The organism is Nakamurella sp. (genome assembly GCF_044224575.1).
Taxonomy (GTDB): domain Bacteria; phylum Actinomycetota; class Actinomycetes; order Mycobacteriales; family Nakamurellaceae; genus Nakamurella.
On the sequence record NZ_JBGAKE010000006.1, the window covers coordinates 190757 to 217320 of the forward strand.

Here is a 26564-nt window from a genome sequence, read left to right on the forward strand (position 1 = left end):
TCAGCCGCGCAGCATCTCCGCGACCAGGAAGGCCAGCTCCAGGGACTGCTGGGTGTTCAGCCGAGGGTCGCAGGCGGTCTCGTAGCGCCCGGCCAGGTCGGCGTCCGAGATCTGCTGCGCACCGCCGAGGCACTCGGTGACGTCCTCGCCGGTCAGCTCCACGTGGATGCCCCCGGGGTGGGTGCCCAGCTCGTTGTGCACCTCGAAGAAGCCCTGCACCTCGTCCACGATCCGGTCGAAGTGCCGGGTCTTGTATCCGGTCGGCGATTCGTGGGTGTTCCCGTGCATCGGGTCGCACTGCCAGATGACCCGATGCCCGGAGGCCTCCACCTTCTCGATGATCGGCGGCAGCACGTCCCGGATCTTGGTGTTGCTCATCCGGGTGATCAGGGTGAGCCGTCCCGGCTGGTTCCGCGGGTCGAGCCGTTCGACGTACTCGACGGCCATTTCCGGGGTGGTGCCCGGGCCGATCTTCAGGCCGATCGGGTTGGACAGCAATTGGGCGAAGGCGATGTGCGCGCCGTCGAGCTGCCGGGTCCGCTCCCCCACCCACAGGAAGTGCCCGGACAGGTCGTACAGCCGGGCCTCGTCGTGGCTGGTGTCCAGCCGCAGCATGGCCCGCTCGTAGTCGAGCAGCAGTGCCTCGTGCGAGGAGAAGATGTCGACCTGGTGCAGCGAGTGCGAGGTCACCCCGCACGCCGACATGAACCGCATGGCCCGGTCGATCTCCGCGGCCACCCGCTCGTACCGCTCGCCGGCGCGCGAGGTGAGCACGAACTCCTGGTTCCACTCGTGCACCCGGGCCAGGTCACCCATACCCGTCGCGGTGACCGCGCGAACCAGGTTCATCGCCGCGGACGAGTTCGCGTAGGCGCGCACCATCCGGGACGGGTCGGGCACCCGCGCCTCCGGCGTGGTGGCCAGCGAGTTGATGATGTCGCCGCGGTAGGACGGCAGGCCCAGCGCGTCGATGTTCGACGATCGGGGCTTGGCGTACTGGCCGGCGATGCGGGCGACCTTGACCACCGGCAGCGAGGCGCCGTAGGTGAGTACCACCGCCATCTGCAGCAAAGTGCGGATGTTGCCGCGGATGTGCGGTTCGGTGTTGTCGACATAGGTCTCGGCGCAGTCGCCGCCCTGCAGCAGGAACGCCTCACCGCGGGCGACCGCGGCCAGCTGGTCGTGCAGCTTGTCCACCTCGCCCGGCACCGTGACCGGCGGGACCGCCTCGAGCACGGCGCGCACCGCCAGCACCTGTTCGGGATTCGGCCACTCCGGCTGCTGGGCCGCGGGCCGGGCCAGGGCGTCGTCCAGCCGGTTGCGCAGCTCGGGCGGCAGCGGCGGCAGGCTCGGCAAGATGTCCGCCGGGATGTCGATGGTCCAGTTCACGCCGGACAGCCTAGTCGGCCGAGCCTGCGAGGCCGCCCATGTACGCAGGAGGACCGGGCGGAGGCGATCTGGCGACGCAGGAACCTGATTGATCAGCGCGGTCCGAGTCGGCCGAGCCTGCGAGGCCGCCCATGAACACCGCAGGAGGGCCCGGGAAGCAATTCGGCGACGCAGGAGGGGCATTGCTCAGGGCGCTCCTCATCGGCCGGGTACGCAAACGGCCGCCCCGCCCGGGTGTCCGGGCGGAGCGGCCGTGTGCGTGGTGCGGTCGGTCAGACCGCCGGCACCAGGGCGACCAGCTTGTCGGTGGTCACGCGGTACTGGGCAAGCGCCTTCTCGGCGAAGTCGAAGCCGGCCGCGGTGACGTCCTGCGCCTTGGGCAGGTCGACCGGGAGCTCGACGGCGGGCAGCTCGACGGCCGGCTTCGGCAGCTCGGGCAGGCTCTTGACGAAGGCCTCGACGGCCTCGACGAACTGGTCCTGCAGCTTGGCGACGTTGGCCAGGTACTCGTCGGCAACCTTGGTGGCCTCGGCGACGTAATCGGTCATGGTGTTCTCCTTAGGTGGTGTGCATCAACGTGATGTGCTTAGTCTGCCAAGCACTGCGTAGTTTGTCAAGCATCAATGCGTGGTGAGCCACGCAACACTCCACATGCTCACGACGATGGCGGTGGCACCACGTGGGGATCGCCCCGGAGCCGCGGCCCGCCGGCTCAGGCTCAGCGAGCGCGGCGACCGGCGGTGAGCACGTCCTGCGCCACCTGCCAGCGGGCGTGGGCCAGCCGTGCATCGGCCAGCGCGTCGTGCCGGTCGGTGCCGGGTCCGGGGATCGGCGGACAGCCGGCGGCCTCCCAGTGTTGGCGGATCTCCCGGGTCAGCCGCGGCACGTCCCGCGGCAGGTCGGGCATGGATCCCCACAGCTGGGCCAGCACGACGTGGTCGTAGGCGGCGAACCAGGCCCACAGCTCCACCGGCCGGCCGGGCGCCATCAGGAACGCGTAAAGATCGTCGCGGATGGCGGTGCGGGAGCGCCACGCCGGGTCGGCCGGTGACGGCAGCTTGTCCAGCACGTGCCCGCGCACCCACGCGCTCGCGCGGCCCGGGTCGAACTCGGAGGAGACGGCGTAGAACTCGCGACCGTCCTGAGCGATCACCCCGATCGAGATCAGCTCGATGGTGCGGCCGTCCTCGATGAACTCGCAGTCGTAGAAGTAGCGGGCGACCGGCCCGGGTCGGATCGGAACAGCCAAGTCCGGCTCAGCCGGCCTTGGTGCCGGGCAGCCGGGTGACGGTGCCCGGACCACGCCCCTCGACCCGGGCCACCGCACTGTCCGCGGCGCCGGCGGCTTTGCCCGCCGCAAGGTCCTCCTTGACCTTGGCGGCGTACTTGTCCACGTACTGCTGTCCGGACAGCTCCATCAGCCGGTACATGATCTCGTCGGTCATCGATCGCTCGACGAACCGATCACCGGCCATTCCCTCGTACCGGGAAAAATCGAGCGGCCGTCCGACGATCATCTTGATCCGGCCGGGCCGCCACACCTTGGAGCCGATCGGGTTGACCTTGTCGGTGCCGATCATGACGACCGGGACGACCGGCACGTTGGCCTCGAGCGCCATCCGGGCGACTCCGGTCTTGCCCTTGTACAGCTTGGCGTCCGGTGAGCGCGTGCCCTCCGGGTAGATGCCCAGGATGTGGCCCTCCTTGAGCAGCCGGATGCCGGTGTCCAGCGCCGCCCGGGCCGCGCTGGCACCGTTGCGGTCGACAGGGACCTGGCCCATGCCGCTGAAGAACGCCTTCTTCAAGGCGCCCTTGACGCCCGTCTCGGTGAAGTACTCGCTCTTGGCCAGGTAGGTGACCCGGCGCTTGATGTACAGCGGCGTGAAGAACGAATCGGCCACCGAGATGTGATTTCCGGCCAGGATCACGCCACCCTCGGCGGGGATGTATTCGACGCCGGTCACCTTGCAGGGAAACAGGAGCCGGAGCCAGGGCCCCAGCAACACGTACTTCATGAGCTTGTAGACCACGCGCGCAGGCCCCTCGATGGCGGATTCGAGCCGGAATCGGACTGCGGACAACCGTACGCCGCCTGGCAAATCGGTGCCGAGACGTCGACGGGGCGAGTCCGAGCGGGTGGACTGGCCAAGCGGATCGGGCCCAACGGCAGGCATGATTGAAGGGCAGCCTCCACCCCGGCCGGGTCGACCTCCTCCGGCCGGCTCGCTTCGTTGTCGATACCTATTGCGGGAGCCCGAATGACCCCCAGCACCCCGGACCGGGACTTCGCGCCGTTCCGGCACGACGGGTCCGACATCGGGGTGCTGCTGTGCCATGGATTTCCCGGCGCACCGGGGTCGATGCGGGACTGGGCGGACCGGCTGGTCGACGCCGGGTACACCGTGCGGCTGCCGTTGTTGCCCGGTCACGGCACCAAGTGGCCGGACGCCAACCGGACGACGTTCGACGACTGGCTGGCCGAGGTGACCCGCGCCTTCCAGGAACTGCGGGCCCGCTGCCGGGCGGTGGTGATCTGCGGGTTGTCGATGGGTGGCACCCTCACCTTGCGGCTGGCCGAGTTGTACCCGGCCGCGGTGGACGGGATCGTGCTGGTCAACCCGTCGGTGATGACGACGCGCTGGGACGCCAAGGTGCTACTGCCCTGGCTGTGGCGGGTCGTGCCCGCCTACCCGGGCATCATCGGCGACATCGCCAAGCCGGACGTCACCGAACCCGGCTACCGGTACATCCCGACGAAGGCCGCCTATTCACTGTCCAAGGCCTGGCCGGTGGTCCGCGCCGACCTGCCGAAGGTCACCGCACCGGTGCTGCTGCTGCATTCGACCGTCGATCACATCGTGGAGCCGGAGAACGCGCAGATCGTGCGGGCCGAGATCGGCTCGACCGACGTCACCGATATCGAGCTGACCCGTAGCTACCACGTGGCGACCATGGACCACGACGCCGAACTCATCTTCGCCTCGTCGATCGAGTTCATCGAGAAGGTCACCGCGAGCCTGCCGTGACTGTGGCCCCCGGCGACGACGACCGCCCCGACCGGCCGGAGACGGCCGGACCGGCCGGCTCCCTCGGGCCGACCAGCGGTCACGACCCCGCCGGGCACTCCTGGCGCAGCAACCCCAGCGATGACGACGTGGACGCGGCGTTCGCGGACATCGTGTCCGGGATGATCACCGACAGCGTCCGCCGGCACCCGTCGGGCACCGTACCGGCGCCGGTCACCGATCCGGTCCGGCCGGCCACGCCCGATCTCGACGAGCCCGAGCCGGCCCCCGACACAGCGTCCGACCGGGCCCGCCGCCGCGAACTGCGCCGGCTGGAGCGCGCCGCCGAATTGGCCGCCTTCCAGGCCGGCGAAGAGCAGGAACAGGCCGAGCACGACGCCGATCAGGAGCACTTCACCCCGCCCGAACCGCCGCCGCTGCCCCGGCCGAAGCTCCGGACGGTGGGCTCGGTGCTGATGATCCTGGGCGGCATCCTGCTGCTGGCCCGCCCGGGGCTCCTGGCCGTGGCTCCCGATCTGGCGATGGTGCTGGCCGTGCTGCTGATCGTCGGCGGCGCAGTGCTCCTGGTGACCGGCATCTGGCGCCGCCGCAGCGGCAGCGACGGCAACGGCGACGGCTGGGACGACGGCGCGGTGGTCTGACCGGGCTCGCTGCCCGGCTGCGTCGGTCGGGATCGACCTGGTGGTCCGGTTCGGGCCGGCCTCGGGTCAGGCCGCGCCGACCGCCTCCGCGGCCAGCAGACCCGCGCCGATGATGCCGGCCCGGTCTCCGAAGCGGGCCAGTTCGACCCGGGGCAGCGGTCGATGTCCGGCGCCGGTGATCGCCTGGGCGAACTCGGACACGGTCAACGGCAGGAACATCCCGGCCGCCGCCGAGACTCCCCCACCGATCACGATGACCTCGGGATCGAGCACATCGGTGACCAGCGCGAGCCCGGCGGCCAGCCAGTGGCCCAGCTCGTCCATCGCCTTGAGCGCGACCGGGTCACCCTCGGTCGCCGCCACCGCGACCATCGTGCCGGTCACCGCCGCCGGATCGTCGTTGGACAGCCGGCGCAGCACCGGGGCGTCGTGGTCGGCCATTCGCAGGCGGGCGGTCTGGGCCAACGCCGTGCCCGAGCAGTACCGCTCCCAGCACCCCCGCTTGCCGCACGGGCAGGGTCGGCCGTCCGGCACCACGGTCAGATGACCCAACTCGGGAGCGACCCCGTGCGCACCGCGATAGATCCGGCCGTCGATCACCAGTCCGGCCCCGATCCCGGTGCCCAACGCGATGAGCAGGGCGATCGACGCCCCGGCGGACACCCCCTGCCGGTACTCGGCCCAGGCCGCGGAGTTCACGTCGTGGTCCATCACCACGGGAACCCCGATTCGGTCCGAGATCCGTTGCGGGACAGGAGCATCGCGCCAGGCGAGGTGCGGCGCGAACATCACCCGCTGCCGGTCGGCGCTGACGAACCCGGCGACCGCGAGACCCACGGCGGACACCGGCTCGGTGGCCGCCAGCTTGGTGATCAGGTTCACCAGCAGGTCCTCGGTCTCCCGCTCCGTGCGCGGGGTGGTGTCCCGCAGGGAGGTACCGCGGATCGCCGTGCCGTCCAGGACGGCCGCGCGCACCGAGGTGCCGCCGATGTCGATCCCGATCGTCGTCGTCACCGAGCACCCTCCGGCCGTCGGTTCGAAGTGAAGTCGAAAGCTCCCGGTCGCCGGGCGCTCATTGGATGTCGATCCGCTCGAATCCGCCCCGGCGGGCGGGTGCCGGCGGCGGGGGCGGCGGATCGCCGGCCCCGCGTGGAGCCGCTGCCTCCGGGGCGGCCGGCGCCTCCGGGATCAACGAACGCAGTGCCCGCACGATCAGCAGCGCGCCGTCGACCAGTTTCGCCGTGGTCTCCGGCCGTTCCCCGCGCAACATCGCCAGCAACCGGCAGACCGGGCAGGCCGTGCACGAAGCTCCGGGCACCGAGCCGCATTCCGGGCATCGGCCGTCCGGACCCGGCGGGCCGCCGGACGCGGCCGATCCGGCCCGCTCACCGCTGGTCCGGTCGTTCGGCGGCAGCCCCGCATCCGACGGGGTCGATGCCGGCGCGGCTTCGGCCCGGTCCGGCTTCAAGGCGGCCAGCCGATCGGCGACGACGTCGAGCAGCAGCGCCGCCTCCACCGCGAGCGGACCGACCGCCGGCGGCCCCGCTTCGGCACCGGGCCGGTTCTCGTCCGGACCCGAATCCTGCTGGCTCACCCGGCACCGGCCAGCGCTGCCGCGCCGGCCACCCCGGTGACCGGTCCGGCCGGCCACAGGGCCGGATCGGCGGCGAAATCGATGACCAGCCGGCCGCCGGTGAAGCTCGCGCCCTCGGTGGTGCAGCGCTGCAGCACGGACGGCAGCGCGATGCGCCGACGGACATCGCCGACGGTCACCACCAGATCGGTGCCCGACCGGGACAGGGCCAGGTCGCCCCGGTCGACCAGCGGCAACGGCAGCGACAACTGGTACCAGCCGTCCGCGCCGCTGACCTCCATCGCGGGGCCGGCGCCCGCGGCGCCCGGGCCGGTGCCCAGGGTGGCCAGCGGGTCCCTCGAACCGGGGACGTCACCGAACATGTCGATGGCCAGGTCGGCCAGCTGGGTCACGCCGATCGGCTCATCGGGCTTGGTCAGCACGCGACGGATCGGCAGGCCCTGGAACGACTCCTCGACCTGCGTCATGGCCTCCCGCTGGCCCTCCCGTTGCCGGCGCAGGAAGTCGCCCCCGACGCCGGGCGGCAACAGGCGGTTGACCGTGACCGCCTCGACGGCAAAACCGTGCAGCGACAGCGCGGTGAACAGCCGACGGGCCTCGGCGACCACCATCCGTTCCGGAGTGAGCACCAGCCGGACCCCGGTGACCGACGGGTCGGCCAGCAGCGCGCGGGCCGCCATCAGCTCGGACAGCAGCTCGCCGAGTGCGTCCCGGACGGTGGCGTTGGGCGCGCCGGGCAGGCCGGTGAACGACGCCGCGATGGTGCGCAGCACCCGTTGCGGCGTGCCGAGCAGTCGCTGGGCGTAGAAGCCGATCGTCTCCGGCAGGGCGAGCAACCTGAGCGTCTCTCCGGTCGGCGCGCAGTCCACGACGATCGCGTCGAATTCGCCGGACGACGCCAGCCGGCGCAGCTCCAGCAGCGCCACGATCTCCTCGGCGCCCGGCAGCACGACCAGTTCCTCGGCCTGCACCTCGGCCATGCCCCGGGCCGACAGCACTCCGACCAGGTAGCTGCGGATATGCCCCCAGCTCTGCTCGAAGCGACCGCGGGTGTCCACCTGGGCGGCCGACAGGTTGGGCAGCCCGGGCACCGGGGTCGGGTCACCATGCACCCGGGTGCCCAGCACGTCACCGATCGAATGGGCCGGGTCGGTGGACACCAGCAGGGTCCGGGCACCCCCCACGGCACAGGCAACGGCCGTGGCCGCCGAAATGGTGGTCTTGCCGACGCCGCCCTTGCCGGTGTGCAGGGCAATTCTCATCCGGCTTCGACCCGCTTTTTCAGCTCCTTGAGCGCGGTGTCCAGGATGACCCGTTCGGCCTTGCGGCGCAGCACCCCGATCATCGGCACGGACAGGTCCACCGCGAGGGTGTACGTCACCTCGGTGCCCTTGGGGGTCGTCCTGAGCTTGTAGGAACCCTGCTGGGACTTCTGCAGTTGACCGGAGACCAGCGTCCAGGACACCCCCAGGCCGTCGGCGTCCCACTGGTAGGCCAGCTCGTAGGTGTCCTTGAGCAACCCGGCGTCCATGCTGAATTTCACCTGCTGGGCACGACCGTCCTCCCCCGGAACGGTGACGTCGACGCTCTTCACCGCGCCCGCCCACTCGGGATAGGCGGCGAAGTCGGCGATCACGTCCATGATCGCCGCAGGTTCGGCAGTCATGGTGATCGACTGCGAAGAGGGAGTGGCCATGCAAGGAAGGCTACCGAGCCGGATGCCGTTCGGCTGCAGGTGGCCGCAGGTGGACGGTGTGGTGCGGGTCTCCACCGGATCACCAGGTCCGGCGGGGCGACCCCGCGCGCAGGTCGACCTCGAAGGGGGTCGGGAAACGTTGGAAGTGCCCCACGTTGACGCACTCGGTCCGGCCCCGCCGCAGCCGGCGGGCAATGGGCTGATGCACGTGACCGTGCACGGACAGCTCGGGCCCGAACTCGTCGATCGCCTCGACCAGGCCTGGCCCGCACATCTCCAGCCGGCCCGGGACGACGTCGTAACGCAGCAACGGAATCGCCGGCGGTACGTGCGAGCAGAGGATGTCGACCGGACCCAGGGCGGCCACCGCGGCCCGATAGTCCGCGGGCGACCGCATGAGCGGACGCCACACCGGCGCGGGTCCGCCGACCACCGCGCCGGGCCGGCTGCTGGCCCCACCGGCGACGAAACCCAGCCGTCGACCGGCGATCTCGACGACCTGCCCGTCCAGGTAGGGCAACTGACCGCCGGCCACCTCGGTCCACAGTTCGGCGACGTCGACGTTGCCCAGGGTCAGCAGCGCCCCCGGTCCGACCGCGTCGAGCACGTCCCGGTAGAGGGCGGCGACCACATCCGACAGCGTGCCCAGCGGATCGGGGATGCTGTCCCACAGGTCGTGGTTCAGCTGCCGCAGGCGCGGGAAGTCGCCGGCCAACCGCAGGTCGATGAAGGGCTGCACCCGGGTCGCACCGAAGATCCGGCCGAGGATTCCCCCGGCCGGATCGTGGTAGTCGACGTAGTCGATCAGGTCACCGAGCACGACCAGTTGCTCGGCCTGCCGGGCCGCCGCGCGGAGGCCGGCCACGTTGCCGTGCACATCGGAGACGAAGGACAGGCGCACCGAATCACTGTAGGGTCGGCGATCCAGGGCTCAGCGATTGACCGCGTGCCCGGTCGGGCTGGGGCCGGCCGCGGCCAGCGGGACGACCTTGATCGGCACGCCGGGCATGGACGCGTGCAGTACCTTTCCGTCGCCGACGTACATGCCGACGTGGCTGACCGGGGAGTAGTAGGTCACCAGGTCGCCGGGCTGCAGCTGGTCCAGCGGGATGTCCCGCAGGCCGGCCTGGGCGCCGCTGTTCCGGGGGATCTCCACCCCGGCCTGCTGCCACGCCCACAGCATCAGGCCGGAGCAGTCGAAGGTGTCGGGGCCGACGGCCCCCCACACGTAAGGCAGACCCTGCCGGGACAGGGCCGCCTCCACGGCGATGCCCGCCTGCGCGCTCGGCGCGTGCGCGGCGGCCCAGGCGGCGAACGCCGGCCCGGTGTCGCCGACGGGCGCGGCATCGTCGGCCAGACCCGCCCGGTCGCGTTGGGCGGCCTGCTGGGCCTGCCGGGCGACCGAGGCGGAGTCCAGGTTGGCCGCCTCCTGGGCCGCCACGGCGGCATCGATGTCGGAGGTCGAGAGCTGGGCGAAGGCCAACTGGTAGACCGCGATCTCGCCCTGCAGCTGCGACTGGCCGGTGTCCAGCGCGTCGCGGGCCGCCTGGGCATCGGCGGTGGCCTGGTCGGCCGCGTGCTTGGCCACCCGGGCCTGCCCCTCGGCCGCCTGGGCTGCCGCCCGCGCATCGGCGGCGGCCTGTCGGGCGGCGAGCGCGCCGGACAGGGTCTGCTGCTGATCGGTGGCGATCTGGCGCAGGGACCCGGCCTGGCTCAGGTAGTCGTCCGGGCTGCCCGCGGTGAGCAGCACCGTCAGGTCGTCCGTGCGGGCGCCGCGAAAGCTCGCGTTGGCGAACGCGTCGACCTTGGCCTGGAACTGGGCGACCACGACGTCGGCGGCAGCGACCTTCTGCTGCTCGGCGGAGGTGCGATCGGCGGCGGCGGCCACCTCGGCGGCGGCGGCGTCCGACTGCGCCTTGGCCGCGTCCACGGCGGCCTGCGCGGTCAGCACCTGCTCGTTGTAGGACTCCGACCGGCGGGCCGCATCGAGCCAGGCCTGCTTGGCCTCCTCGGCGGTGGCCGGCACGGCGACGGCCGGCACCGGAGCCTCGGCGGGAGCGGGCTGGTCCGCGGGGGCGGGCTGCTCGGCCGGGACCGGCACATCGGCGACGACCGGCAACCGGACCCCGGGATCGGCGGACGCGGGCAGCGCGGCCACGGCGGACAGCATGGTGGCGGCGAGCACGACGCCCCCGGCCATCCGGTAGACCCGGGCCCGCCGGGGGGTGCGGGTGCGGCCGGGCGGACCGGCACTGGGTCGTCGCGAGGGTGCGGAGCGCAGCAGGGTTCCACGATCGATCGTCACGGTTACGGCAAGCCCTTCATCCTTGCCGCCGACCGAGTTAGCTGACGGGTTCGGGCCAGGAAGTAGCCCTACCCCGGCATCGCGACCACACCACAAACGGCGTGCGTTGCGACGCCCGGGATTCACCCCAGACTGAACCTGGGTCCCCGGTTCGATGCATAGGCATCGATTAGGCGGTGACCAGGAGGGGTGTCCGAGCGACATCCGCTGCTCAAGGTCACGAATAGATTACGACAGAAACACGTTCGGATGCAGCCCAAACGGGCATGACGAACCTCTCAATTCGGCCCGATAACGTTGTCGCTTCCACGAAGTGAACACTTTTTGTGACTGTTGTCACCGATATTGGAGGGAACCGATCACTCGAACGAGCGTCGCTCGGCCGCCCGACGGCTCGGCGTTCAGCCGGACCCGGCGTTCAGCCGGACAGCAGCGCGGCCAACCGCTGCGCCGAGGTGTCCCAGTTCCACGCGCGGCTGACCCAACGGCGCCCGTTCGCCCCCATGGTCGCGGCGCGCACCGGGTCGACGAGCAGATCGGCGACCGCGGTGGCCACCGCGGTCACGTCGCGACCGTCGACGACCGTGCCGGTCCGGCCCTCCTGCACGGTCTCGGGGGCCCCGCCGGACCGGCCCGCCACGACCGGCAGTCCGCTGGCGGCCGCCTCGAGGAAGACCAGTCCGAGGCCCTCGACGTCCAGGCCCAGTCCGCGGGTCCGGCACGGCATGGCGAAGACGTCCGCGGCCGCGTAGTGGGCCGGCAACTCGGCCCACGGCACGGCCCCGGTCAGCTGGATCTCCCGGCCCAGACCGAGCCGATCGATCAGCCCCGCCAGGCGCGCGCGGTCCGCACCGTCGCCGACGAGGAGCATGCGGGCGTCGGGCGCCACCTCCCGGATCCGCGTGGCGGCGCGGATCAGTGCGTCCTGACCCTTGCGGGCCACCAGCCGGGAAACCGACAGCACGAGCGGCGCATCGCCCACCCCGTAGCGCCGACGGATGGCTGCGCGGGCGCCGGGATCGGGACGGTAAGTCTGGGTCAGCACGCCGGGCGGGAGGTATTCCAGGGCCGCCATCGGACCGAGCGCGCTCGAGATGCGGCGCCGGGCGTAGCGGCTGACGAACGTCAGCACGTCGTTGACCTGGCCGATCCGGCGCAGCGCGCGCCGCGCTCCGGGCAGCATCGACCACCCCACCTCGTGCCCGTGGGTGCACGCCACCGACCGGACGACTCCGTCGCCCCGCAGGGCCGGGGTGAGCAGGCCGAGCGGCGCGGCGGCCCCGTACCAGACCGCCGCGATGCGATGCTCACGGATCAGCTCGACCGCCCGGGAGCGGACCGCGGTCCCCGGCAGCATCAGCGAGCCGGGGTGCCGGTACACCGGAAAGGGCTGGCGCGCATCGAATTCCGCCGCACCTGGCCAGGACGGGGCATAGACGACCAGGGAATCGGCCGGCAGTCGCTGGGCCAGAGCCAGGACGTAGGACTGAATACCTCCGGCGCGCGGCGGAAAGTCGTTGGTCACCAACAGCGTTCGCTGCACGAGCGGTGCACCCACGACCCTTCTGCTCCGGCCGACTCACCAGTGGCCGGCTCGACCGGTGCCGAGCCTATCCGCCCGGGACACCGCCGAGCTCGTCCGGCGGTCGGCCGGCACCCGGGTTCGCCCGGGCACCGGTCGGCGACCGTCAGCCGCTGACGCGGTGACCGCTCGCGTTGGGGCCGGCCCCGCTGACGGTGGTGACGTAGACCGGACGCGATTCGGTCGAGGCGTGCACCACCTGACCGTTGCCGATGTACATCGCCACGTGGGAAACCGGCGAGTAGTAGGTGACCAGGTCACCGGGCTGAAGCTGGCTCAGCGGAACCGACGGCAGACCGGCCTGTCCGCCGGACGTCCGCGGAATGCTGACGCCGGCCTGCGCCCACGCCCAGGAGGTCAGCCCCGAGCAGTCGAACGCGTTCGGCCCGGCTGCGCCGTACACATAGGGCGAACCGACCTTGGACAGGGCGGCGGCCACCGCGGCGGCGGCGGCGCCGCTGCCGGCGGGCGCGCTCGGCGCCGCCTCGGCCGAGTTGGACCCGGCGCCGACGTCGGTGCGCGTCTCGGACCGGCTGGCGGCCTCGGCCGGGGCCGCGGCGGCATTGGCGGTGGTGTTCGCCTGCACCTGGGCCGCCTCGGCGGTGTCGCGCTCCTGCTGGGACAGCGAGTCGTAGAGCGCCTTGTAGCGGGTGGCCTCGGCGTCCAGATCGGACTTGCGCGAGGTGACGTCGGCGGTCGCCTGCTGCGCGCTGGCCGCCGCGGCGTCCGCATCGGCCTTGGCCTGCGCGGCGGCCGCAGCCGCCGCATCGGCCTGGGCCTTGGCCTGGGCCGCGGTGTCCCGGGCGGCGATGGCCTCGTCCAGCGTCTGCTGGGAATCGGCGGCCACCCGGTCCAGGGAGCTCATCTGGTCGAGGAAGTCCTCGGCCGAACCCGCGGTCAGGATGACGGACATGCTGTCCAGGCGGGCCCCGCGGAAGCTGGCATTGGCGAAGGCGTCGACCTTCGCCTGGTAGCTCGCGGCGGCCGCATCGGCCTGCGATTCCTGGGCCTTGGCCGACTCGACGGCCGACGCCGAGGCGGTCACCTGCTCGCCGGCGGCGGCCGCGGCGGCGGTCGCGGCGGATTCCTTCTCCTGGGCGACCAGGAGCTCCTCGTTCAGCGCACCCGCTCGGTGGGAGCTGTCCAGGTAGGCCTGCTGGGCCTGATCGGCCGTGGTCGGATCGTTCGGATCGGCGATGGCCGAACCGGTCCACAGCATGCTGGCGGACAGCATCACGATCGCACCGATGGCGACGCCACGGGTCCGTCGACGAAGTTTGTGGGTCATGGCCGGCCGTGGCCGGGCGTGCAGGGTCGCCACAGCAGGCGTACCTTCCTCCTCGCCGCCTACCGAGTTAGCTGACGGATTCGGGCCAGGAAGTTAGCCCTACCCCTCGCCGAATGCGGGCAGGCTTGCGCCACGCGCGTTCGACCAGGGGATTCACCCCAGACAAAACTTGGTTCCCCGGTTCGACTCACGCGCGTGCGAGCGCGATCACCGATTCGGCGGGACCGACGGGACCACCCGATTGGTGGATACGGCCGAAGGTCTCGGTCAGGTTACGAGACCCGACCCGAAAGAGTCCAGTCGAGATGGGAGAGTTGTGCACAACACCCGTCAAACACGCCGGTGAACGCCCGCTCACACCTGCCTGACCTGCACTGATGGCACGTCCTCCGGCATCGGAGGGGGTTGTGATCGAAATGAGACCACTGTCACACCCGGTGATCGGCGCAGCCTGCTGGACACGCGCTCGTCACCCCGCCGCACGATCCCCCGACCCGCGTACGGGCACCAGCCGCAACGGCGGGACCAGGCCCGATTCAGCCAAGACGCCGATCGCCGACCGTTCGGCCTCGTCCCACTCGATACCCTCCGGAGTGGACCCCAGCAGGACGGTGACGACACATCCGCTGCAGGCCGGTCCCTTCACCGCACAGTGATCGCAATCGATGTGCATGACGCGCTCCGTTCCCATCGGGGGCCGGCCGTTCCGGCGACCTCGGGTGTTCGGTGCGGACGGTAACGGCAGCCTCCGACAGTCGGGATTCGTCAATCCTGAGCGGATAGCGGAGGCGGATCGGTGCCACGCAGGAGCGGGTGGGCCGCGTACTCGGTCGGCACCGACTCGATGGGCTCGTCCGGCATGCCGGTTCGCCGGGCGATCGCCCGCACGTAGCCCAGGGTGCGGCCCGCGTCGGCGGTCAGCGCAGCGATCTCGGCCCGGTTGTCCGGCGCGACGATTTGCTGCCAGTCGAGCCAACGGCGCCAGCCATCGGGCATGGTGTCGGCGAGATCCACCCGGACCAGCCCGCTGCGGGTCCAGTGCCGGCGCCACCAGGCGGCCGAGTGCAGGCAGGCCAGGCTCGGCTCCCACCACCCGCGCAGCTGTTCCGGGACGTCCTCGACCTCCCGGACCAGTCCTGCCCCGGCGATCCCGATGAGCCCGTCCGGGCGGACGAATCGGGCCAGGTAGTTCAGATACAGGTCGTCCGTGCCGTAGTAGACGAACGAGTCGATGCTGATCACCGCATCGAAGAAGCCCTCGGCGAACGGCAACGACCGCGCGTCCGCGTGCAGCGGGAACACCGCCTCGGCCGCCCCGGCGTCCCGAATCCGCCGCGCACGCTCGTCCACGCCGAACCACAGATCCACCGACCACACCTGCACGCCGAACTCACGGTGCAGGAACACCGACGAGGCGCCCCGCCCGCTGCCCAGATCCAGCACTCGCAGTCCCGGCCGGAGGTCCATGTCCGCCGTCAACCATTCGGTCAGCCACAGCGAGTTGGCGCCACCGCTCACCGTCGCCGCGACCCAGTCCGGGTGGTAGCGGGCGCTGCGCGGGAAACCGCCGCCGTCGAATTCGGGTGCTGCGTCACCGACCATGGGCACGATCTTGTGATGCGAGTCGCCGTCGTTCAACCGAATTGGACGGCCGCAGCGACTTCGGCCGACCCGGTCAACCCGGTCAGCGCAGCCGGTCCCGGACTCCGGCGACGGCGGCCCGATGATCGGCCGCCGGAGCATCGGAGGCACCGGGGACGATCATTGCCGGGCCGCCGGCCAGCGCGTCGCCCGCCCGGTGCGGCGCGAGGTTCACGTGGAAGTGGCCGACCCGCTCGCCGAACACGGACGCGTAGACCAGGTCCGCCCCCAGCGCCGACCGGAGCGCGCTCGTCACCATCGCCAGCACCGACCCGAACGTGCTCGCCTCGGCCCCGTCGAGGTCGGTGACGTACGGAGTGTGCCGCACCGGCTCGAGGTGCGCGAACCCAACCACGGGGCCGTGCCCGACCACCGACAACCGCCACTGTCCGTCGGTCCACACCCGGGTGCGGCCGAAGAAGCGATCCGCGTCGTCCTTCCGGCAGAGCAGGCCGTCCGGGGTCGCGGTCGGGCCCGCTCATCCGCCGCCGAGCAGGGCCAGGAACACCGACGAGGGTGCGGCCCGCGCACCGGTCCGCACCGCGTGGTCGGCGACCCGCCGGTCCGAGCTGATCACCACCACCGGCCGACCGGTCGGTTCGGCGCGGACCAGATCGGCGATGACATCGTCGGCCTGAATCCCCGGGGCCGAGAACAGCACCCGCACTCCCCTCGCGAACGGCCGGGTGGTGGTGACCGCGGCCCCGTCGAACACCACGGTGACCTCGGCGGACGTGCGCGCGCCGAGCACCGAGAGCTGGCGGACGAGTCGATCCCGCTGGTCGGCCAGCGACAGTTCGGCGAACCCGGTCTTGGACACGTTGTACCCGTCGACGATGAGGTGGGTGCCCGGCAGGCCCACCCAGGCCGCCACCCGGACGGAATCGCCGGTGCGCCGATCCGTCGCCGGCTCCGCCATCCCGGATGCCACCACCTCGGCCGGCGCCGGGCCGCCGCCGATCAGATCCCACTCGCGGCGTAGACCGGACGCCGCCGATTCGATCACCTGCAACAGCAGGTCGAGCCGCCGGTCGTCGGCGGCGCGCCGCCCGTCGGAGGTCTCCCGCAGCTTCCGCACGCTCTCGGCGGCCGCGTCGGCCCGGCCGGCGGCGGCCTCGGCCTGCTCGCGCCATGCCTGGGCCTGAGCCCGGACGCGATCCAACTCCTCGGTCAGTGCCTGCTGCCGGGTCTGCGCCTGCGCCCGCTGCTCGGCCAGCTGGTCCTGCACCTCGCGGAGCCGGGTGCCCTGCTCGCGCAACCGCTTCTTGAGCCGTTCCGCCTCCGCACCGGATTCGACGGGCGGGGCCGCGGCCTGCGCGGCGAGGTGCCGTTCGGCGCGGGTCAGCCGGGCGGTCAGCACCCGCACCTCGTGTTCGAGTTCGCCGACCCGGGCCCGGGCATCGGCGTGTTCCTGCCCGGCGACCGCCCGGGTCAGCAGCTCCGGCGCGTCCGGCGCGCGGAGCAGCAGGGCTCGGGCCGCCACCGTCGACGGGTCGGTCGCGTCCGCCGGCTGCCGGGCGGCGTGCTCGGCGACCATCGCCCGGAACACCTCGTCGTGCTGCACGGCGTCGGCCAGCACCGCCCCGGCCCGCAGCGCCCGTTTCGCCGGTGCGAACCGCGCCACCTTCTGCAGGGAGGCGGACAGGTCACGGGTCGGGGCCCGGCCGACGACGTCCGCGGCCCAGGTGACGACCCGGGCCCGGACCGCCGCCGGCAGATCGGCGAGCGGCGGCAACGCATCGACTGCACCCTCGGGGTGATCCGGTTCGACGGCCATCGACGGTGCGTCGGGGTGCGGGAGCTCGTCCCCGACGGAGGTCATCCCGCCATCCTGACACCACCGTCGGCGGGCGCCGGCGCGAGTCGTTCGGCCCGACTGTCGTACCTACGTTCTACGGTCGGCGCATGCCGCTGTTCCTCGACGAAACGGTCGTCACCGAGCCGGGTCCGGCGCCCGGCCCGGATCCGGTGGTGACGCCGGCCACCGGTGGCCAGCGCAGCTTCGACGAGCTGGGTGAGCCGCTGCGCGAGGTGACGTTCGTGGTGGTCGACCTGGAGACGACGGGTGGCTCCGCGGCCACGGACGCGATCACCGAGATCGGTGCGGTGAAGGTGCGCGGCGGGCAGGTCCTCGGCGAGTTCGCCACCCTGGTGGATCCGGGCCGGAGCATTCCGCCGCAAATCACGATGCTGACCGGGATCACCGACACCATGGTGTTCGACGCACCGCGGATCCAGGGTGTGCTGCCGATGTTCCTCGAGTTCATCCGCGGCTCGGTGCTGGTCGCGCACAATGCGCGGTTCGACGTCGGGTTCCTGCGAGCGGCGTGCGCCCGCGAGCAGGTGCCCTGGCCGGGGCCGGCGGTGGTGGACACGGTGCGGCTGGCCCGGACGGTGTTGCCCCGTGCGGAGGCGCCGAGCGTCCGGCTGTCCGCGCTCGCCCAGCTGCTCGGTGCCCGGACCCGGCCGGACCACCGGGCGCTGCACGACGCCCGGGCCACGGTGGACGTGCTGCACGCATTGTTCGAGCGGCTCGGCTCGCTCGGCGTGCACAGCCTGTCCGAGTTGCACGACGCCACCCGGGACGTGGCGCCGCACCGGCGGCGCAAGCGCGGGCTGGCGGATCGGCTGCCGGCCGCACCAGGGGTCTACCTGTTCCGCGGGCCGCGGGAGGAGGTGCTGTACGTCGGGACGTCCCGCAACCTGCGCCAGCGGGTGCGTTCGTACTTCACCGCGTCGGAGCAACGGTCCCGGATCAAGCAGATGGTCGGGCTGGCCGTCCGGGTCGATCATGTCGAGTGTGCGCACGCCCTGGAGGCGCACATCCGGGAGCAGCGGCTGATCGCCGCGCACCAGCCGCCCTACAACCGGCGGTCGCGCCGCCCCGGCGGGGTGTGTTGGGTGGCGCTGACCGACGAGCCGTTTCCGCGGCTGTCGATCGTGCGGAGCCCGCCGCGGCTGACCGCGGCCTGCCTCGGCCCGTTCAGCAACCGGGTCGCCGCCCAGGTGGCGGTCGAGGCGCTGCAGGAGGTGGTGGCCATCCGGCAGTGCACCTCCCGGATCCGCCGCCGCTCCCCCGACGGCACGCCCTGCGTGCTGGCCGAGCTCGGCCGGTGCGGCGCGCCCTGCGCCGGGCACCAGGACGAGGTCGCCTACGCGTCCATCGTCGATCGGATCGCGGCACTGGTGGACGGACGGTCCGACGAGGTGCTGGGCTGCCTGCGGGAGCGTCTGCTCGGGCTGTCCGCGGACGGCCGGTTCGATCAGGCCGCGGTGGCCCGGGACCGGCTGTCCGCGCTGGCCGCGGCCGCCGATCGGCGCCAGCGGCTGGGTGGGCTGGGCGCGATCCGCGAGATGGTGGTGGCGCGTCCGGACGAGCGGGGTGGCTGGGAGTTGACCGTCGTCCGGCACGGTCGGTTCGCGGCGGCCGCGCACGCCCGCCGGGGTGTCGACCCGATGCCGGTGGTGGAGGCGATGATCGCCTCGGCGGAGACGGTGCTGCCCGGCGCCGGGCCGTTGTTCGCGGCATCGGCGGAGGAGACCGGCACATTGCTGCGCTGGATCGAACGTCCGGGCAGCCGCCTGGTCCGCAGCACCGCGCCATGGTCCAGCCCGGCGGCCGCGGCGGGACGCTGGCGTCCGTTCATGCGCACGGCCGACATTGCCCGCAGCACCCGACCGGCACCGGCGGCGCGGACGCCGGCGTCATAGCATCGCGGCATGGTGACGGCGATCGTGCTCATCGACATCGAGGCGGACCGGATCCCGGAGGCGGCGCAGGAGATCGCCGACCTGCCGGGCGTGGATCAGGTGTATTCGTGCGCCGGCGACGTGGACGTGGTGGCCGTGGTCCGGGCGGTGTCCCACGAGGCAATCGCCGAACTCGTGCCCGGCCACATCTCCAAGGTGCCGGGAGTGCTGCGCACCATCACCCACATCGCGTTCCGCGAGTACTCGAGCCGGGACGCCGACGACGCCTTCTCGATCGGCATGCAGGCCTAACTGCCCGGGCGGAGCCCGGTCGAGCCACTGCGGCGAGCGGCGCCCCGGGCCGGCAGTCCGGGCGGAGCCGGGTCAAGCCCCTGCGGCGAGCAGTACGCAAGCCTGATCCAAGCCGCCTACAGCCGTCCTTCAGTGAGCCTTAAGCAGTCGCCGGTGGGATGAACGGGTCAACACAGATCGACCCGCATCGGAGACCGACATGATCACCGCAGGCCCGCTGAGCACCACCGACCTGGCCGCGACCGTGCGTGCGTCGATCCACGGCGACGTGGTCACCCCGGACGAGCCGAGCTTTGCCGCCGCCTCGTTCGGCGCGACCGGCGTCACCCCCGAACTGGTGATCGTCGCGGCCGATGCCGGCGACGTCGGCCGGGTGGCGGCGCTGGCGGCCCGCGCCGGCCGGCGGGTCGTCGCCCAGATCACCGGACGCCCGGCCGTGGTGGCGACGGAGTCGACGATCCTGCTGGTCACCCGGCTGCTGGCCACGGTGCGGGTCGACCCGGCCAGGCGCACGGCCACCATCGGCATCGGGGCGAGCTGGCGGCAGGTGCTGGACGCCGCCGAGCCGTTCGGTCTGACCGCGCTGTCCGCCGCCGCCTCCGTCGGTGTGAGCGGCGCACCCCGGGCCTTCGCGTTCGCCGCCGACCGGATCAGGTCGTTCGAGGTGGTCACCGCCGCCGGCGAACACCGCCGGGTCGGTCGGGACAACCCGCACTTCTACGCATTGCGGCACGGCGAGACCGCGCCCGGTCTCGTCGTCGCGATGACCCTTGACCTGGTGCCGCAGCCGTCGTCGTTGATCGTGGCCGAACTCACCTTCGCCGGGGCCGACGCCGAACCGGTGCTGGCGGGTTGGCAGCGCTGGGCGGTGCGGCTGCCACGGACGGCGGTGACCGGCGTCGCGGTCGGAGACGACGGAGACACGCTGGTGATCCGGGTGGCCGTGATCGGCGATGCCGGACGGTCCGATGCGCTGGTGGCCTCGTTGCGGGGCGCGGTCGGCGTCATCCCGGTGCAGGTGGCGGCCGGCCCGGCGACGACGGCCGGGGTCGCCCGCGGCGATGCGGTCGCCGACCGGCTCGCGTTGGCCGCGTGACCGAGCGGGACGGCCCAACCTGGCGTGGCCCCCCATCGCTGCGCGGGCCACCATCTCGGATCCGCGCTCGTTGTGCCCGGTTCTGCGGGCCGTTCATCCGCGAAGCCGGGCCGAGCCCACCCGACGCGGGCGGGCACCGACCCGCTCAGGCGGGCGTCGCGGCCAGTTCCTGACCCAGCGCGATCCACCGGTCCAGCACCTGCGCGGCCGCCCCGCTGTCGAGTGCGTCCTGCGCCCGCCGGACCCCGGTGGTCAGGTCGCCGGTCAGGTCGTCGGACAGCCCGGCATGCGCGGCCAGCCCGGCGGCGGCATTGAGCACGACCGCGTCCCGGACCGCGGAGCGCTTGCCCGCGAACAGGTCACGGGCCACTTGCACGTTCTGCGCCACGTCGCCGCCCCGCAGGGCGGACGGATCGGCCGGCTCGATGCCCAGCGCGGCCGGGTCGAGGGTGACCTGCTCGACGGCACCCCCGCTCACCCGCCACACGGTGGACGTGGTGGTGGTGGTCAGTTCGTCCAGTCCGTCGTCGCCGCGGAACAACAGCACGTCCGACCCTCGATCGGCGAAGACCCGAGCCATCACCGGGGCCATCACCGGGTTGCCGCAACCGATCGCGCCGGCGGCCGGCTGCGCCGGATTGGTGAGCGGCCCGAGGAAGTTGAACACCGTCGGCACGCCGAGCTCGCGACGGACCGCACCGGCGTACCGGAACGACGGGTGGTAGACCGGCGCGAAGCAGAACCCGATGCCCACGTCGGCCGCGGTCCGGGCCACCTGCGGCGCGGTGAGGGAGATGGCCACGCCCAGCCCCTCCAGCAGGTCGGCCGCGCCGCACTTGCTGGTCGCGGCCCGGTTCCCGTGCTTGACGACGGTGGCGCCGGCCCCGGCCATGACCACGGCGGCCATGGTGGAGATGTTGACGGTGTTGGCGCGATCCCCGCCGGTGCCGACGATGTCGACCGTCCGGCCCGGCACATCGACCCGGACCGCGTGACCGAGCATTGCCGCCACGAGACCGGCCACCTCTTCGGGCGTCTCCCCTTTGGCCCGGAGTGCGACGGTGAACGCGGCCAGCTGCACGTCGCTGGACTCGCCGGACATCACCCGGTCCATGACCCACTCGGTGTCGGCCCGGTCGAGGTTCTCGCCGGCCAGCAGCCGGGTCAGCAGACCCGACCAGGTCGGGCCGCTCACGGATTCTGGGTGACCGTGGGCACCAGCCCGGCGGCCCGCCGACGCAGCAGCCCGGCGACGCACTCGGCAGCGGTCACCGGGTCCAGCGGGTGGACCAGGATCTCGTCGGCGCCACCCCAGGTGGCCAACCACCGGTCGTCGGCCCGGCGAACCACCAGGATCACCGGCGGGACGACCTCGGCCTCCAGGTGGATCTGCCGACTCACCCCGATCCCGCCGGTCGGCTGTGCCTCACCGTCCAGGATCAGCACGTCGGCCTCGCGGCCCTGGGTGGCCGTCATGACCTCGTGCACGGCCGAGGCCTCGATGTAGTCCACCCGCCCGACGTCCGGCGCGGGCCGGCGACCGATCGCCGTCATGATCCGTTCCCGGACCTCCGGGCGATTGCTGTAGACCAGCAGCACGGGATTGCTCACCCGGTAGATGCTAATGCGACGCACGTGGCCGTTCCCAGGCAACTCCCACCCGTCACCGAGACGCCGCCGAACCGGGCCCGACATGGTGTCGTGGGGGCCGCGACCCGCCGCGGGGTGCCCCCCAAGGGCATGATCGGCGACCGCAGTCCATAATCCTCGTGTGACGACTGCGACCAGCCCCGCCGCCGGGCCCTCCGCATTCAGCGCACGCGTGCACACCCTGAACCGACCGAACATGGTCAGTGTCGGGGTGATCGTGTGGCTGGCCAGCGAGTTGATGTTCTTCGCCGGCCTGTTCGGCGTCTACTTCACGATCCGGGCGCAGTACGACGGGGAGTTCCCGCCGGCGCCGACCGAGTTGAACATCGGCTACGCGCTGGTCTTCACGATCATCCTGGTGGCCTCGTCGTTCACCTGCCAGTGGGGCGTCTTCGCCGCCGAACGTGGTGACGTGTTCGCGCTGCGCCGCTGGTACCTGCTCACCCTGGTGATGGGCACGATCTTCGTGCTGGGTCAGGCGAACGAGTACTACACGCTGGTCACCCATCACGACACCACCCTGGCGTCCTCGCCGTACGGCACCGCGTTCTACCTGACCACCGGGTTCCACGGGCTGCACGTCATCGGCGGGCTGGTCGCCTTCGTGCTGCTGATCGGCAAGACCAAGCTCTCGAAGTTCACCCCGGCCCAGGCCACGGGGGCGATCGTCGTGTCGTACTACTGGCACTTCGTCGACATCGTCTGGATCGGTCTGTTCGCCACGATCTACATCATTCGATGACCGGGCAGCGCATCCGGCGCTCAACCTTCTACAGTACTTAGAACCAACGGCAGTTCGGCAGTTCCTACTCGTCTAGCCCGCCGCCAAAACGAGCACGAGGTGTCCACCAAAAATGTCGGTCAACGACACACCGCCGGCCGCCGAGCCGCCGCGACGGCGCCGGCGAGCTATTCCGCGGCGCCGCACCAAGGGCATGCGCCGGATCACCGGCACCCTGGCCCTGCTGCTCGGGCTCACCGCGATGGGGTTCGCGTTCGCCGCGTTCACCGCGCAGGCCAAGGAGGCGACCACCGCCACGGTGGCGAGCACCGACGCCGCGCAGGTCGATCGGGGCGCACAGATCTACCAAACCTCCTGCATCAGCTGCCACGGTGGAAACCTGCAGGGCGTGCTGGACCGGGGCCCGTCGCTGGTCGGCGTCGGCCAGGCCGCCGCCTATTTCCAGCTCGCGACCGGACGCATGCCGGCCGTCGAGAACCAGGCGCAGATGCCACGCAAGGAGCCGTTCTTCACCCCTGAGGAGATCGACGACCTGTCGGCCTTCATCCAAGCGAACGGCGGCGGCCCGGAGATCCCGACGAGCGGCCTGCGCGACGACGCGCAGGTGGCCAAGGGTGGCGAGCTTTTCCGCCTGAACTGCGCCTCGTGCCACAACTTCACCGGCCAGGGGGGCGCGCTGTCCCAGGGCAAGTACGCACCGAACCTCGACCCGGCCACCGACACCGAGATCTGGGGCGCCATGCTGTCCGGCCCGGAGAACATGCCGAAGTTCGGCGACGGCCAGCTGACCCCGGAGGAGAAGGCGGCGATCACCTCCTTCATCCAGAACAACAAGGCGACGATCGATCCGGGCGGCCTGCCGCTCGGCGGATTCGGCCCCGCGCCGGAGGGTCTCATCGCCTTCCTGGTCGGCATGGGCGCCATCGTGGCCGCGACCCTGTGGATGGGGGCTCGGGCATGACGACCGATCAGCACGCCGTTCCCGGTGACGCCGAGCTCGCCAAGATGTCCCGCGAGGAGAAGGCGGCGGCCGGGCTCGCCGCCGACCACGTCGAACTCGACGAATACGGCCCGGTCGCCGTCCCCGGTTCGCCGGCCGACAAGCGCAACGAGCGCAGCGTCGCCATGTGGTTCCTGCTGGCCGGATTGCTCGGCCTGCTGTTCGCGGTCGCGTTCATCTGGTGGCCGCACGAGTACGTGCCGGCCTACCAGGAGGGCCAGCTCGCGTACGCGCTCTACACCCCGATCATCGGGCTGACCATGGGCGGCGCCATCCTGTGCTTCGGCATCGGCGTGGTCCAGATGGCGCGCAAGATCTTCGCCCACGAGGTGGCGATCCAGACCCGGCACGTCGGGATGTCCGCCGAGTTCGACCGGCAGACGTTGGCCGCCCAGGTGATGGACACCGTCGATCAGGCCGGCCTCAAGCGACGCGGGATGATCAAGGGTTCGCTGGCGCTGGCCGGCGGAGCCCTCGGCCTGGTCGCCGCCATCCCGATCCTCGGGGCCCTGATCAAGAACCCGTGGGAGGAACGGGCCGACTCGCCGCTCTGGGTCACCCCGTGGGCCCCGCTCGCCGACGGCACCAAGGTCCGGCTCACCCAGATCGACGGCACACCCGTGCGACCGGAGGACCTGTCCGCCGGCTCGATGGCGACGGTGTTCCCCGGGGTTCCCGGCGGTTCGAAGGCCTCGGATGCCGCGGTCATGCTGTTCCGGGTTCGTTCGGATTCGGTCATCCGCATCCGCGACGGGCAGCAGGGCTTCCAGTTCGGCGACTACTACGCCTACTCGAAGATCTGCACGCACGTCGGCTGCCCGGTCTCGTTGTACGAGCAGCAGACCGGCCGGGTGCTCTGCCCGTGCCATCAGTCCCAGTTCAACCTGTACGAGGGCATGTTTCCGGTCTTCGGTCCGGCCACCCGCCCGCTGCCCCAACTCCCGATCGAGCTGGACGACGAGGGGTACTTCGTCGCCGCACGGGACTTCATCGAGGCGGTCGGCCCCGGCTTCTGGGAGAACGGCAAGTTCCCGGCGTGGTACTCGGAGCCCAAGGAGGCAACGGGATGAGCAGACTCACCACTCCCCGCAAGGCGGCGGCCGGCGATTCGCATGTGCAGAAGGCACTGGACAACGTCGACATCCGGTACCACGGCGCGCGCCCGCTGCGCACCCAGCTGAACAAGGTCTTCCCCAGCCACTGGTCGTTCATGCTGGGCGAGGCCGCGATGTACTCGTTCCTCGTCCTGCTGCTGTCCGGCGTCTACCTGACGCTGTTCTTCGACCCGTCGATGGCCGAGACCGTCTACCAGGGCGTGTACGAAAAGCTCCGCGGCGTGCCGATGTCGATGGCCTACGCCACGACGCTGGACATCTCGTTCGAGGTGCGCGGCGGCCTGCTGATCCGGCAGATCCACCACTGGGCCGCCCTGATCTTCCTGTTCTCGATGATGCTGCACATGATGCGCATCTTCTTCACCGGCGCGTTCCGCAAGCCGCGTGAGGTCAACTGGATCATCGGTGCGCTGCTGCTCATCCTGGGCATGGCCGAGGGCTTCCTGGGCTACTCACTGCCCGACGACCTGCTGTCCGGCACCGGTTTGCGAGCGGTCAGCGCGTTCATCCTGTCGATCCCGGTGATCGGCACCTGGATGCACTGGGCCGTGTTCGGCGGCGACTACCCGGGCGAGATCATCATTCCGCGGTTCTACTCGATCCACATCCTGCTGATCCCCGGGATCCTCCTGGCGCTGATCGCGGTGCACGTCGCGCTCGTCTGGTTCCAGAAGCACACGCACTTCGCGGCGCCCAAGGCGACCGAGAACAACGTCATCGGGATCCGCATCCTGCCCAAGTTCGCGGCCAAGGGCGGCGGCTTCTTCGGGATCGTGTTCGGCGTCATCGCGATCATGGGTGGCATCTTCCAGATCAACCCGATCTGGAACCTCGGGCCGTACAACCCGTCCCAGGTGTCGGCCGGGGTGCAGCCCGACTTCTACATGGGCTTCCTCGACGGCATGGTCCGAATATGGCCCAACTGGGAAGTCCGCAACCTGTTCGGGCACTACATGATCCCGGCGGTGTTCTTCCCATCGATCCTGGCCGCCACGATCCTGATGGGCCTGGTCATCGCCTACCCGTTCATCGAGAAGGCGTTCACCAAGGACGACGCGATGCACAACATCCTGCAGCGGCCCCGTGACGTGCCGGTGCGCACCGCCCTCGGCGTCGCGTTCATCACCTTCTACCTGGTCAACCTGATCAACGGCGCCAACGACCTGTTCGCCTTCAAGCTGGACATCTCGCTGAACGTGATGACCTGGGTCGGCCGGGTGCTGTCCATCATCGGCCCGGTCATCGCCTATGTCGTGACGTATCGGCTCTGCCTTGGCCTGCAGCACGCCGACCGGGCCGTGCTGGAGCACGGAATCGAGACCGGCATCCTGCGCCGGCTGCCGAGCGGCGAGTTCGTCGAGATCCACCAGCCGCTCGGCCCGGTCGACGACCACGGCCACCCGGTGCCACTCGCCTACCAGGGTGCCCCCGTGCCGAAGAAGATGAACCAGCTCGGCTCCGCGGGCGCCGCCGTCCCGGGCTGGGTGCGGCCGGTCGACACGACCGGCGTGATCCACTACGCCGACGAGGAGATCGAGGAAATGCGCAAGGACGAGTTGGAGTCCCGCCCCCAACACTGATCCTGCTCATCAAGTCCCCGGAGGCCCCGGCCGCGTCAGCGGTCGGGGCCTTCGTCGTTCGCGCGTTTCCGCGGGAACGCCGGGTCGTCTCCGCGGGACCGTCGTCTCCCGCGGAGGTCCCCGGAGGCCCCGGCCGCCTCAGCGGTCGGGGTCTTCGTTGTTCGCGCGTTTCCGCGGGAACGTCAGGTACCCGGCCGTCGGCCCCGCCGCCGGCGCA

26 protein-coding genes and 2 riboswitches are annotated in these 26564 nt (G+C 71.5%); of the genes, 9 read left to right on the forward strand and 17 right to left on the reverse strand.

Features of this window, described 5'->3' with window-relative positions; genetic code table 11:
- The 4 genes from ACILSK_RS09165 to ACILSK_RS09180 form a co-directional block, all read right to left on the reverse strand.
- The gene (locus ACILSK_RS09165; protein WP_395726842.1) at window positions 1-1389 is read right to left on the reverse strand and encodes a class II 3-deoxy-7-phosphoheptulonate synthase; all 1389 of its coding nucleotides are present in this window, start codon (window positions 1387-1389) and stop codon (window positions 1-3) included.
- 272 nt (window positions 1390-1661) lie between these two features.
- Window positions 1662-1937, reverse strand: coding sequence for a hypothetical protein (locus ACILSK_RS09170; protein ID WP_395726843.1), 276 nt, complete (start codon window positions 1935-1937; stop codon window positions 1662-1664).
- A 170-nt stretch (window positions 1938-2107) separates the two neighbouring features.
- Complete coding sequence (locus tag ACILSK_RS09175; protein WP_395726844.1) at window positions 2108-2638, reverse strand: polyadenylate-specific 3'-exoribonuclease AS; 531 nt, start codon at window positions 2636-2638, stop codon at window positions 2108-2110.
- A 7-nt stretch (window positions 2639-2645) separates the two neighbouring features.
- Complete coding sequence (locus ACILSK_RS09180) at window positions 2646-3419, reverse strand: lysophospholipid acyltransferase family protein (protein ID WP_395726845.1); 774 nt, start codon at window positions 3417-3419, stop codon at window positions 2646-2648.
- 228 nt (window positions 3420-3647) lie between these two features.
- On the opposite strand from ACILSK_RS09180, the gene ACILSK_RS09185 reads away from it, so the two are divergent.
- Together ACILSK_RS09185 and ACILSK_RS09190 are read left to right on the forward strand one after the other, a co-directional pair.
- A complete protein-coding gene (locus ACILSK_RS09185) occupies window positions 3648-4415 on the forward strand; it encodes an alpha/beta hydrolase (protein WP_395726846.1) in 768 nt (255 codons plus the stop codon).
- On the forward strand, window positions 4412-5056 hold the full coding sequence (locus tag ACILSK_RS09190) for a DUF308 domain-containing protein (protein ID WP_395726847.1): 645 nt from the start codon (window positions 4412-4414) through the stop codon (window positions 5054-5056). The genes ACILSK_RS09185 and ACILSK_RS09190 overlap by 4 nt, the downstream gene beginning before the upstream one ends.
- Before the next feature lie 66 nt (window positions 5057-5122).
- Here ACILSK_RS09190 and ACILSK_RS09195 read toward each other — a convergent pair whose 3' ends face one another.
- The 11 genes from ACILSK_RS09195 to ACILSK_RS09245 all read right to left on the reverse strand — a co-directional run bounded on the left by ACILSK_RS09195 (window position 5123) and on the right by ACILSK_RS09245 (window position 16984).
- A complete protein-coding gene (locus tag ACILSK_RS09195) occupies window positions 5123-6070 on the reverse strand; it encodes an ROK family protein (RefSeq protein ID WP_395726848.1) in 948 nt (315 codons plus the stop codon).
- Between the two features lie 58 nt (window positions 6071-6128).
- Window positions 6129-6650, reverse strand: coding sequence for a hypothetical protein (locus tag ACILSK_RS09200; RefSeq protein WP_395726849.1), 522 nt, complete (start codon window positions 6648-6650; stop codon window positions 6129-6131).
- On the reverse strand, window positions 6647-7912 hold the full coding sequence (locus ACILSK_RS09205; protein WP_395726850.1) for an ArsA family ATPase: 1266 nt from the start codon (window positions 7910-7912) through the stop codon (window positions 6647-6649). The genes ACILSK_RS09200 and ACILSK_RS09205 overlap by 4 nt, the downstream gene beginning before the upstream one ends.
- A complete protein-coding gene (locus tag ACILSK_RS09210; RefSeq protein WP_395726851.1) occupies window positions 7909-8346 on the reverse strand; it encodes an SRPBCC family protein in 438 nt (145 codons plus the stop codon). The genes ACILSK_RS09205 and ACILSK_RS09210 overlap by 4 nt, the downstream gene beginning before the upstream one ends.
- Before the next feature lie 79 nt (window positions 8347-8425).
- Window positions 8426-9247: a metallophosphoesterase gene (locus ACILSK_RS09215; RefSeq protein WP_395726852.1), complete on the reverse strand. Its 822-nt coding sequence runs from the start codon at window positions 9245-9247 to the stop codon at window positions 8426-8428.
- Between the two features lie 30 nt (window positions 9248-9277).
- On the reverse strand, window positions 9278-10651 hold the full coding sequence (locus ACILSK_RS09220) for a C40 family peptidase (RefSeq protein WP_395726853.1): 1374 nt from the start codon (window positions 10649-10651) through the stop codon (window positions 9278-9280).
- Between the two features lie 12 nt (window positions 10652-10663).
- Window positions 10664-10837, reverse strand: a riboswitch (cyclic di-AMP (ydaO/yuaA leader).
- A gap of 232 nt (window positions 10838-11069) precedes the next feature.
- The gene (locus tag ACILSK_RS09225; RefSeq protein WP_395726909.1) at window positions 11070-12194 is read right to left on the reverse strand and encodes a glycosyltransferase family 4 protein; all 1125 of its coding nucleotides are present in this window, start codon (window positions 12192-12194) and stop codon (window positions 11070-11072) included.
- A 145-nt stretch (window positions 12195-12339) separates the two neighbouring features.
- Window positions 12340-13554: a C40 family peptidase gene (locus ACILSK_RS09230; RefSeq protein WP_395726854.1), complete on the reverse strand. Its 1215-nt coding sequence runs from the start codon at window positions 13552-13554 to the stop codon at window positions 12340-12342.
- Between the two features lie 8 nt (window positions 13555-13562).
- Window positions 13563-13752: riboswitch (cyclic di-AMP (ydaO/yuaA leader) on the reverse strand.
- A gap of 534 nt (window positions 13753-14286) precedes the next feature.
- Window positions 14287-15123, reverse strand: coding sequence for an SAM-dependent methyltransferase (locus ACILSK_RS09235; RefSeq protein WP_395726855.1), 837 nt, complete (start codon window positions 15121-15123; stop codon window positions 14287-14289).
- A gap of 82 nt (window positions 15124-15205) precedes the next feature.
- Window positions 15206-15490, reverse strand: coding sequence for a hypothetical protein (locus tag ACILSK_RS09240; RefSeq protein ID WP_395726856.1), 285 nt, complete (start codon window positions 15488-15490; stop codon window positions 15206-15208).
- Between the two features lie 150 nt (window positions 15491-15640).
- Window positions 15641-16984: an NYN domain-containing protein gene (locus ACILSK_RS09245; protein ID WP_395726857.1), complete on the reverse strand. Its 1344-nt coding sequence runs from the start codon at window positions 16982-16984 to the stop codon at window positions 15641-15643.
- Window positions 16985-17067: 83 nt separating this feature from the next.
- On the opposite strand from ACILSK_RS09245, the gene ACILSK_RS09250 reads away from it, so the two are divergent.
- From ACILSK_RS09250 to ACILSK_RS09260, 3 genes are all read left to right on the forward strand, one after another.
- Window positions 17068-18873: a DEDD exonuclease domain-containing protein gene (locus tag ACILSK_RS09250; RefSeq protein WP_395726858.1), complete on the forward strand. Its 1806-nt coding sequence runs from the start codon at window positions 17068-17070 to the stop codon at window positions 18871-18873.
- A gap of 9 nt (window positions 18874-18882) precedes the next feature.
- Window positions 18883-19164, forward strand: coding sequence for an Lrp/AsnC ligand binding domain-containing protein (locus ACILSK_RS09255; protein WP_395726859.1), 282 nt, complete (start codon window positions 18883-18885; stop codon window positions 19162-19164).
- 199 nt (window positions 19165-19363) lie between these two features.
- A complete protein-coding gene (locus ACILSK_RS09260) occupies window positions 19364-20260 on the forward strand; it encodes an FAD-binding protein (protein ID WP_395726860.1) in 897 nt (298 codons plus the stop codon).
- Window positions 20261-20405: 145 nt separating this feature from the next.
- On the opposite strand, the gene trpD is transcribed toward ACILSK_RS09260, so the two are convergent.
- Window positions 20406-21455: an anthranilate phosphoribosyltransferase gene (gene trpD, locus ACILSK_RS09265; RefSeq protein ID WP_395726861.1), complete on the reverse strand. Its 1050-nt coding sequence runs from the start codon at window positions 21453-21455 to the stop codon at window positions 20406-20408.
- Window positions 21452-21814, reverse strand: coding sequence for a DNA-binding response regulator (locus tag ACILSK_RS09270; protein ID WP_395726910.1), 363 nt, complete (start codon window positions 21812-21814; stop codon window positions 21452-21454). Before ACILSK_RS09270 ends, trpD begins: the two co-directional genes overlap by 4 nt.
- 217 nt (window positions 21815-22031) lie before the next feature.
- Between ACILSK_RS09270 and ACILSK_RS09275 the strand changes: the two genes are divergently transcribed.
- The 4 genes from ACILSK_RS09275 (at window position 22032) to ACILSK_RS09290 (ending at window position 26347) form a co-directional block, all read left to right on the forward strand.
- Window positions 22032-22652 (forward strand): heme-copper oxidase subunit III, encoded by a 621-nt coding sequence (locus ACILSK_RS09275; protein ID WP_395726862.1) that lies wholly within the window; start codon window positions 22032-22034, stop codon window positions 22650-22652.
- Between the two features lie 112 nt (window positions 22653-22764).
- Window positions 22765-23613 carry a c-type cytochrome gene (locus tag ACILSK_RS09280; protein ID WP_395726863.1) on the forward strand — a complete coding sequence of 283 codons (849 nt, stop codon included), beginning with the start codon at window positions 22765-22767 and terminating at the stop codon, window positions 23611-23613.
- The gene (locus ACILSK_RS09285; protein ID WP_395726864.1) at window positions 23610-24722 is read left to right on the forward strand and encodes a ubiquinol-cytochrome c reductase iron-sulfur subunit; all 1113 of its coding nucleotides are present in this window, start codon (window positions 23610-23612) and stop codon (window positions 24720-24722) included. Before ACILSK_RS09280 ends, ACILSK_RS09285 begins: the two co-directional genes overlap by 4 nt.
- A complete protein-coding gene (locus ACILSK_RS09290; protein ID WP_395726865.1) occupies window positions 24719-26347 on the forward strand; it encodes a cytochrome bc complex cytochrome b subunit in 1629 nt (542 codons plus the stop codon). The genes ACILSK_RS09285 and ACILSK_RS09290 overlap by 4 nt, the downstream gene beginning before the upstream one ends.
- The last annotated feature ends 217 nt before the right edge of the window (window positions 26348-26564 follow it).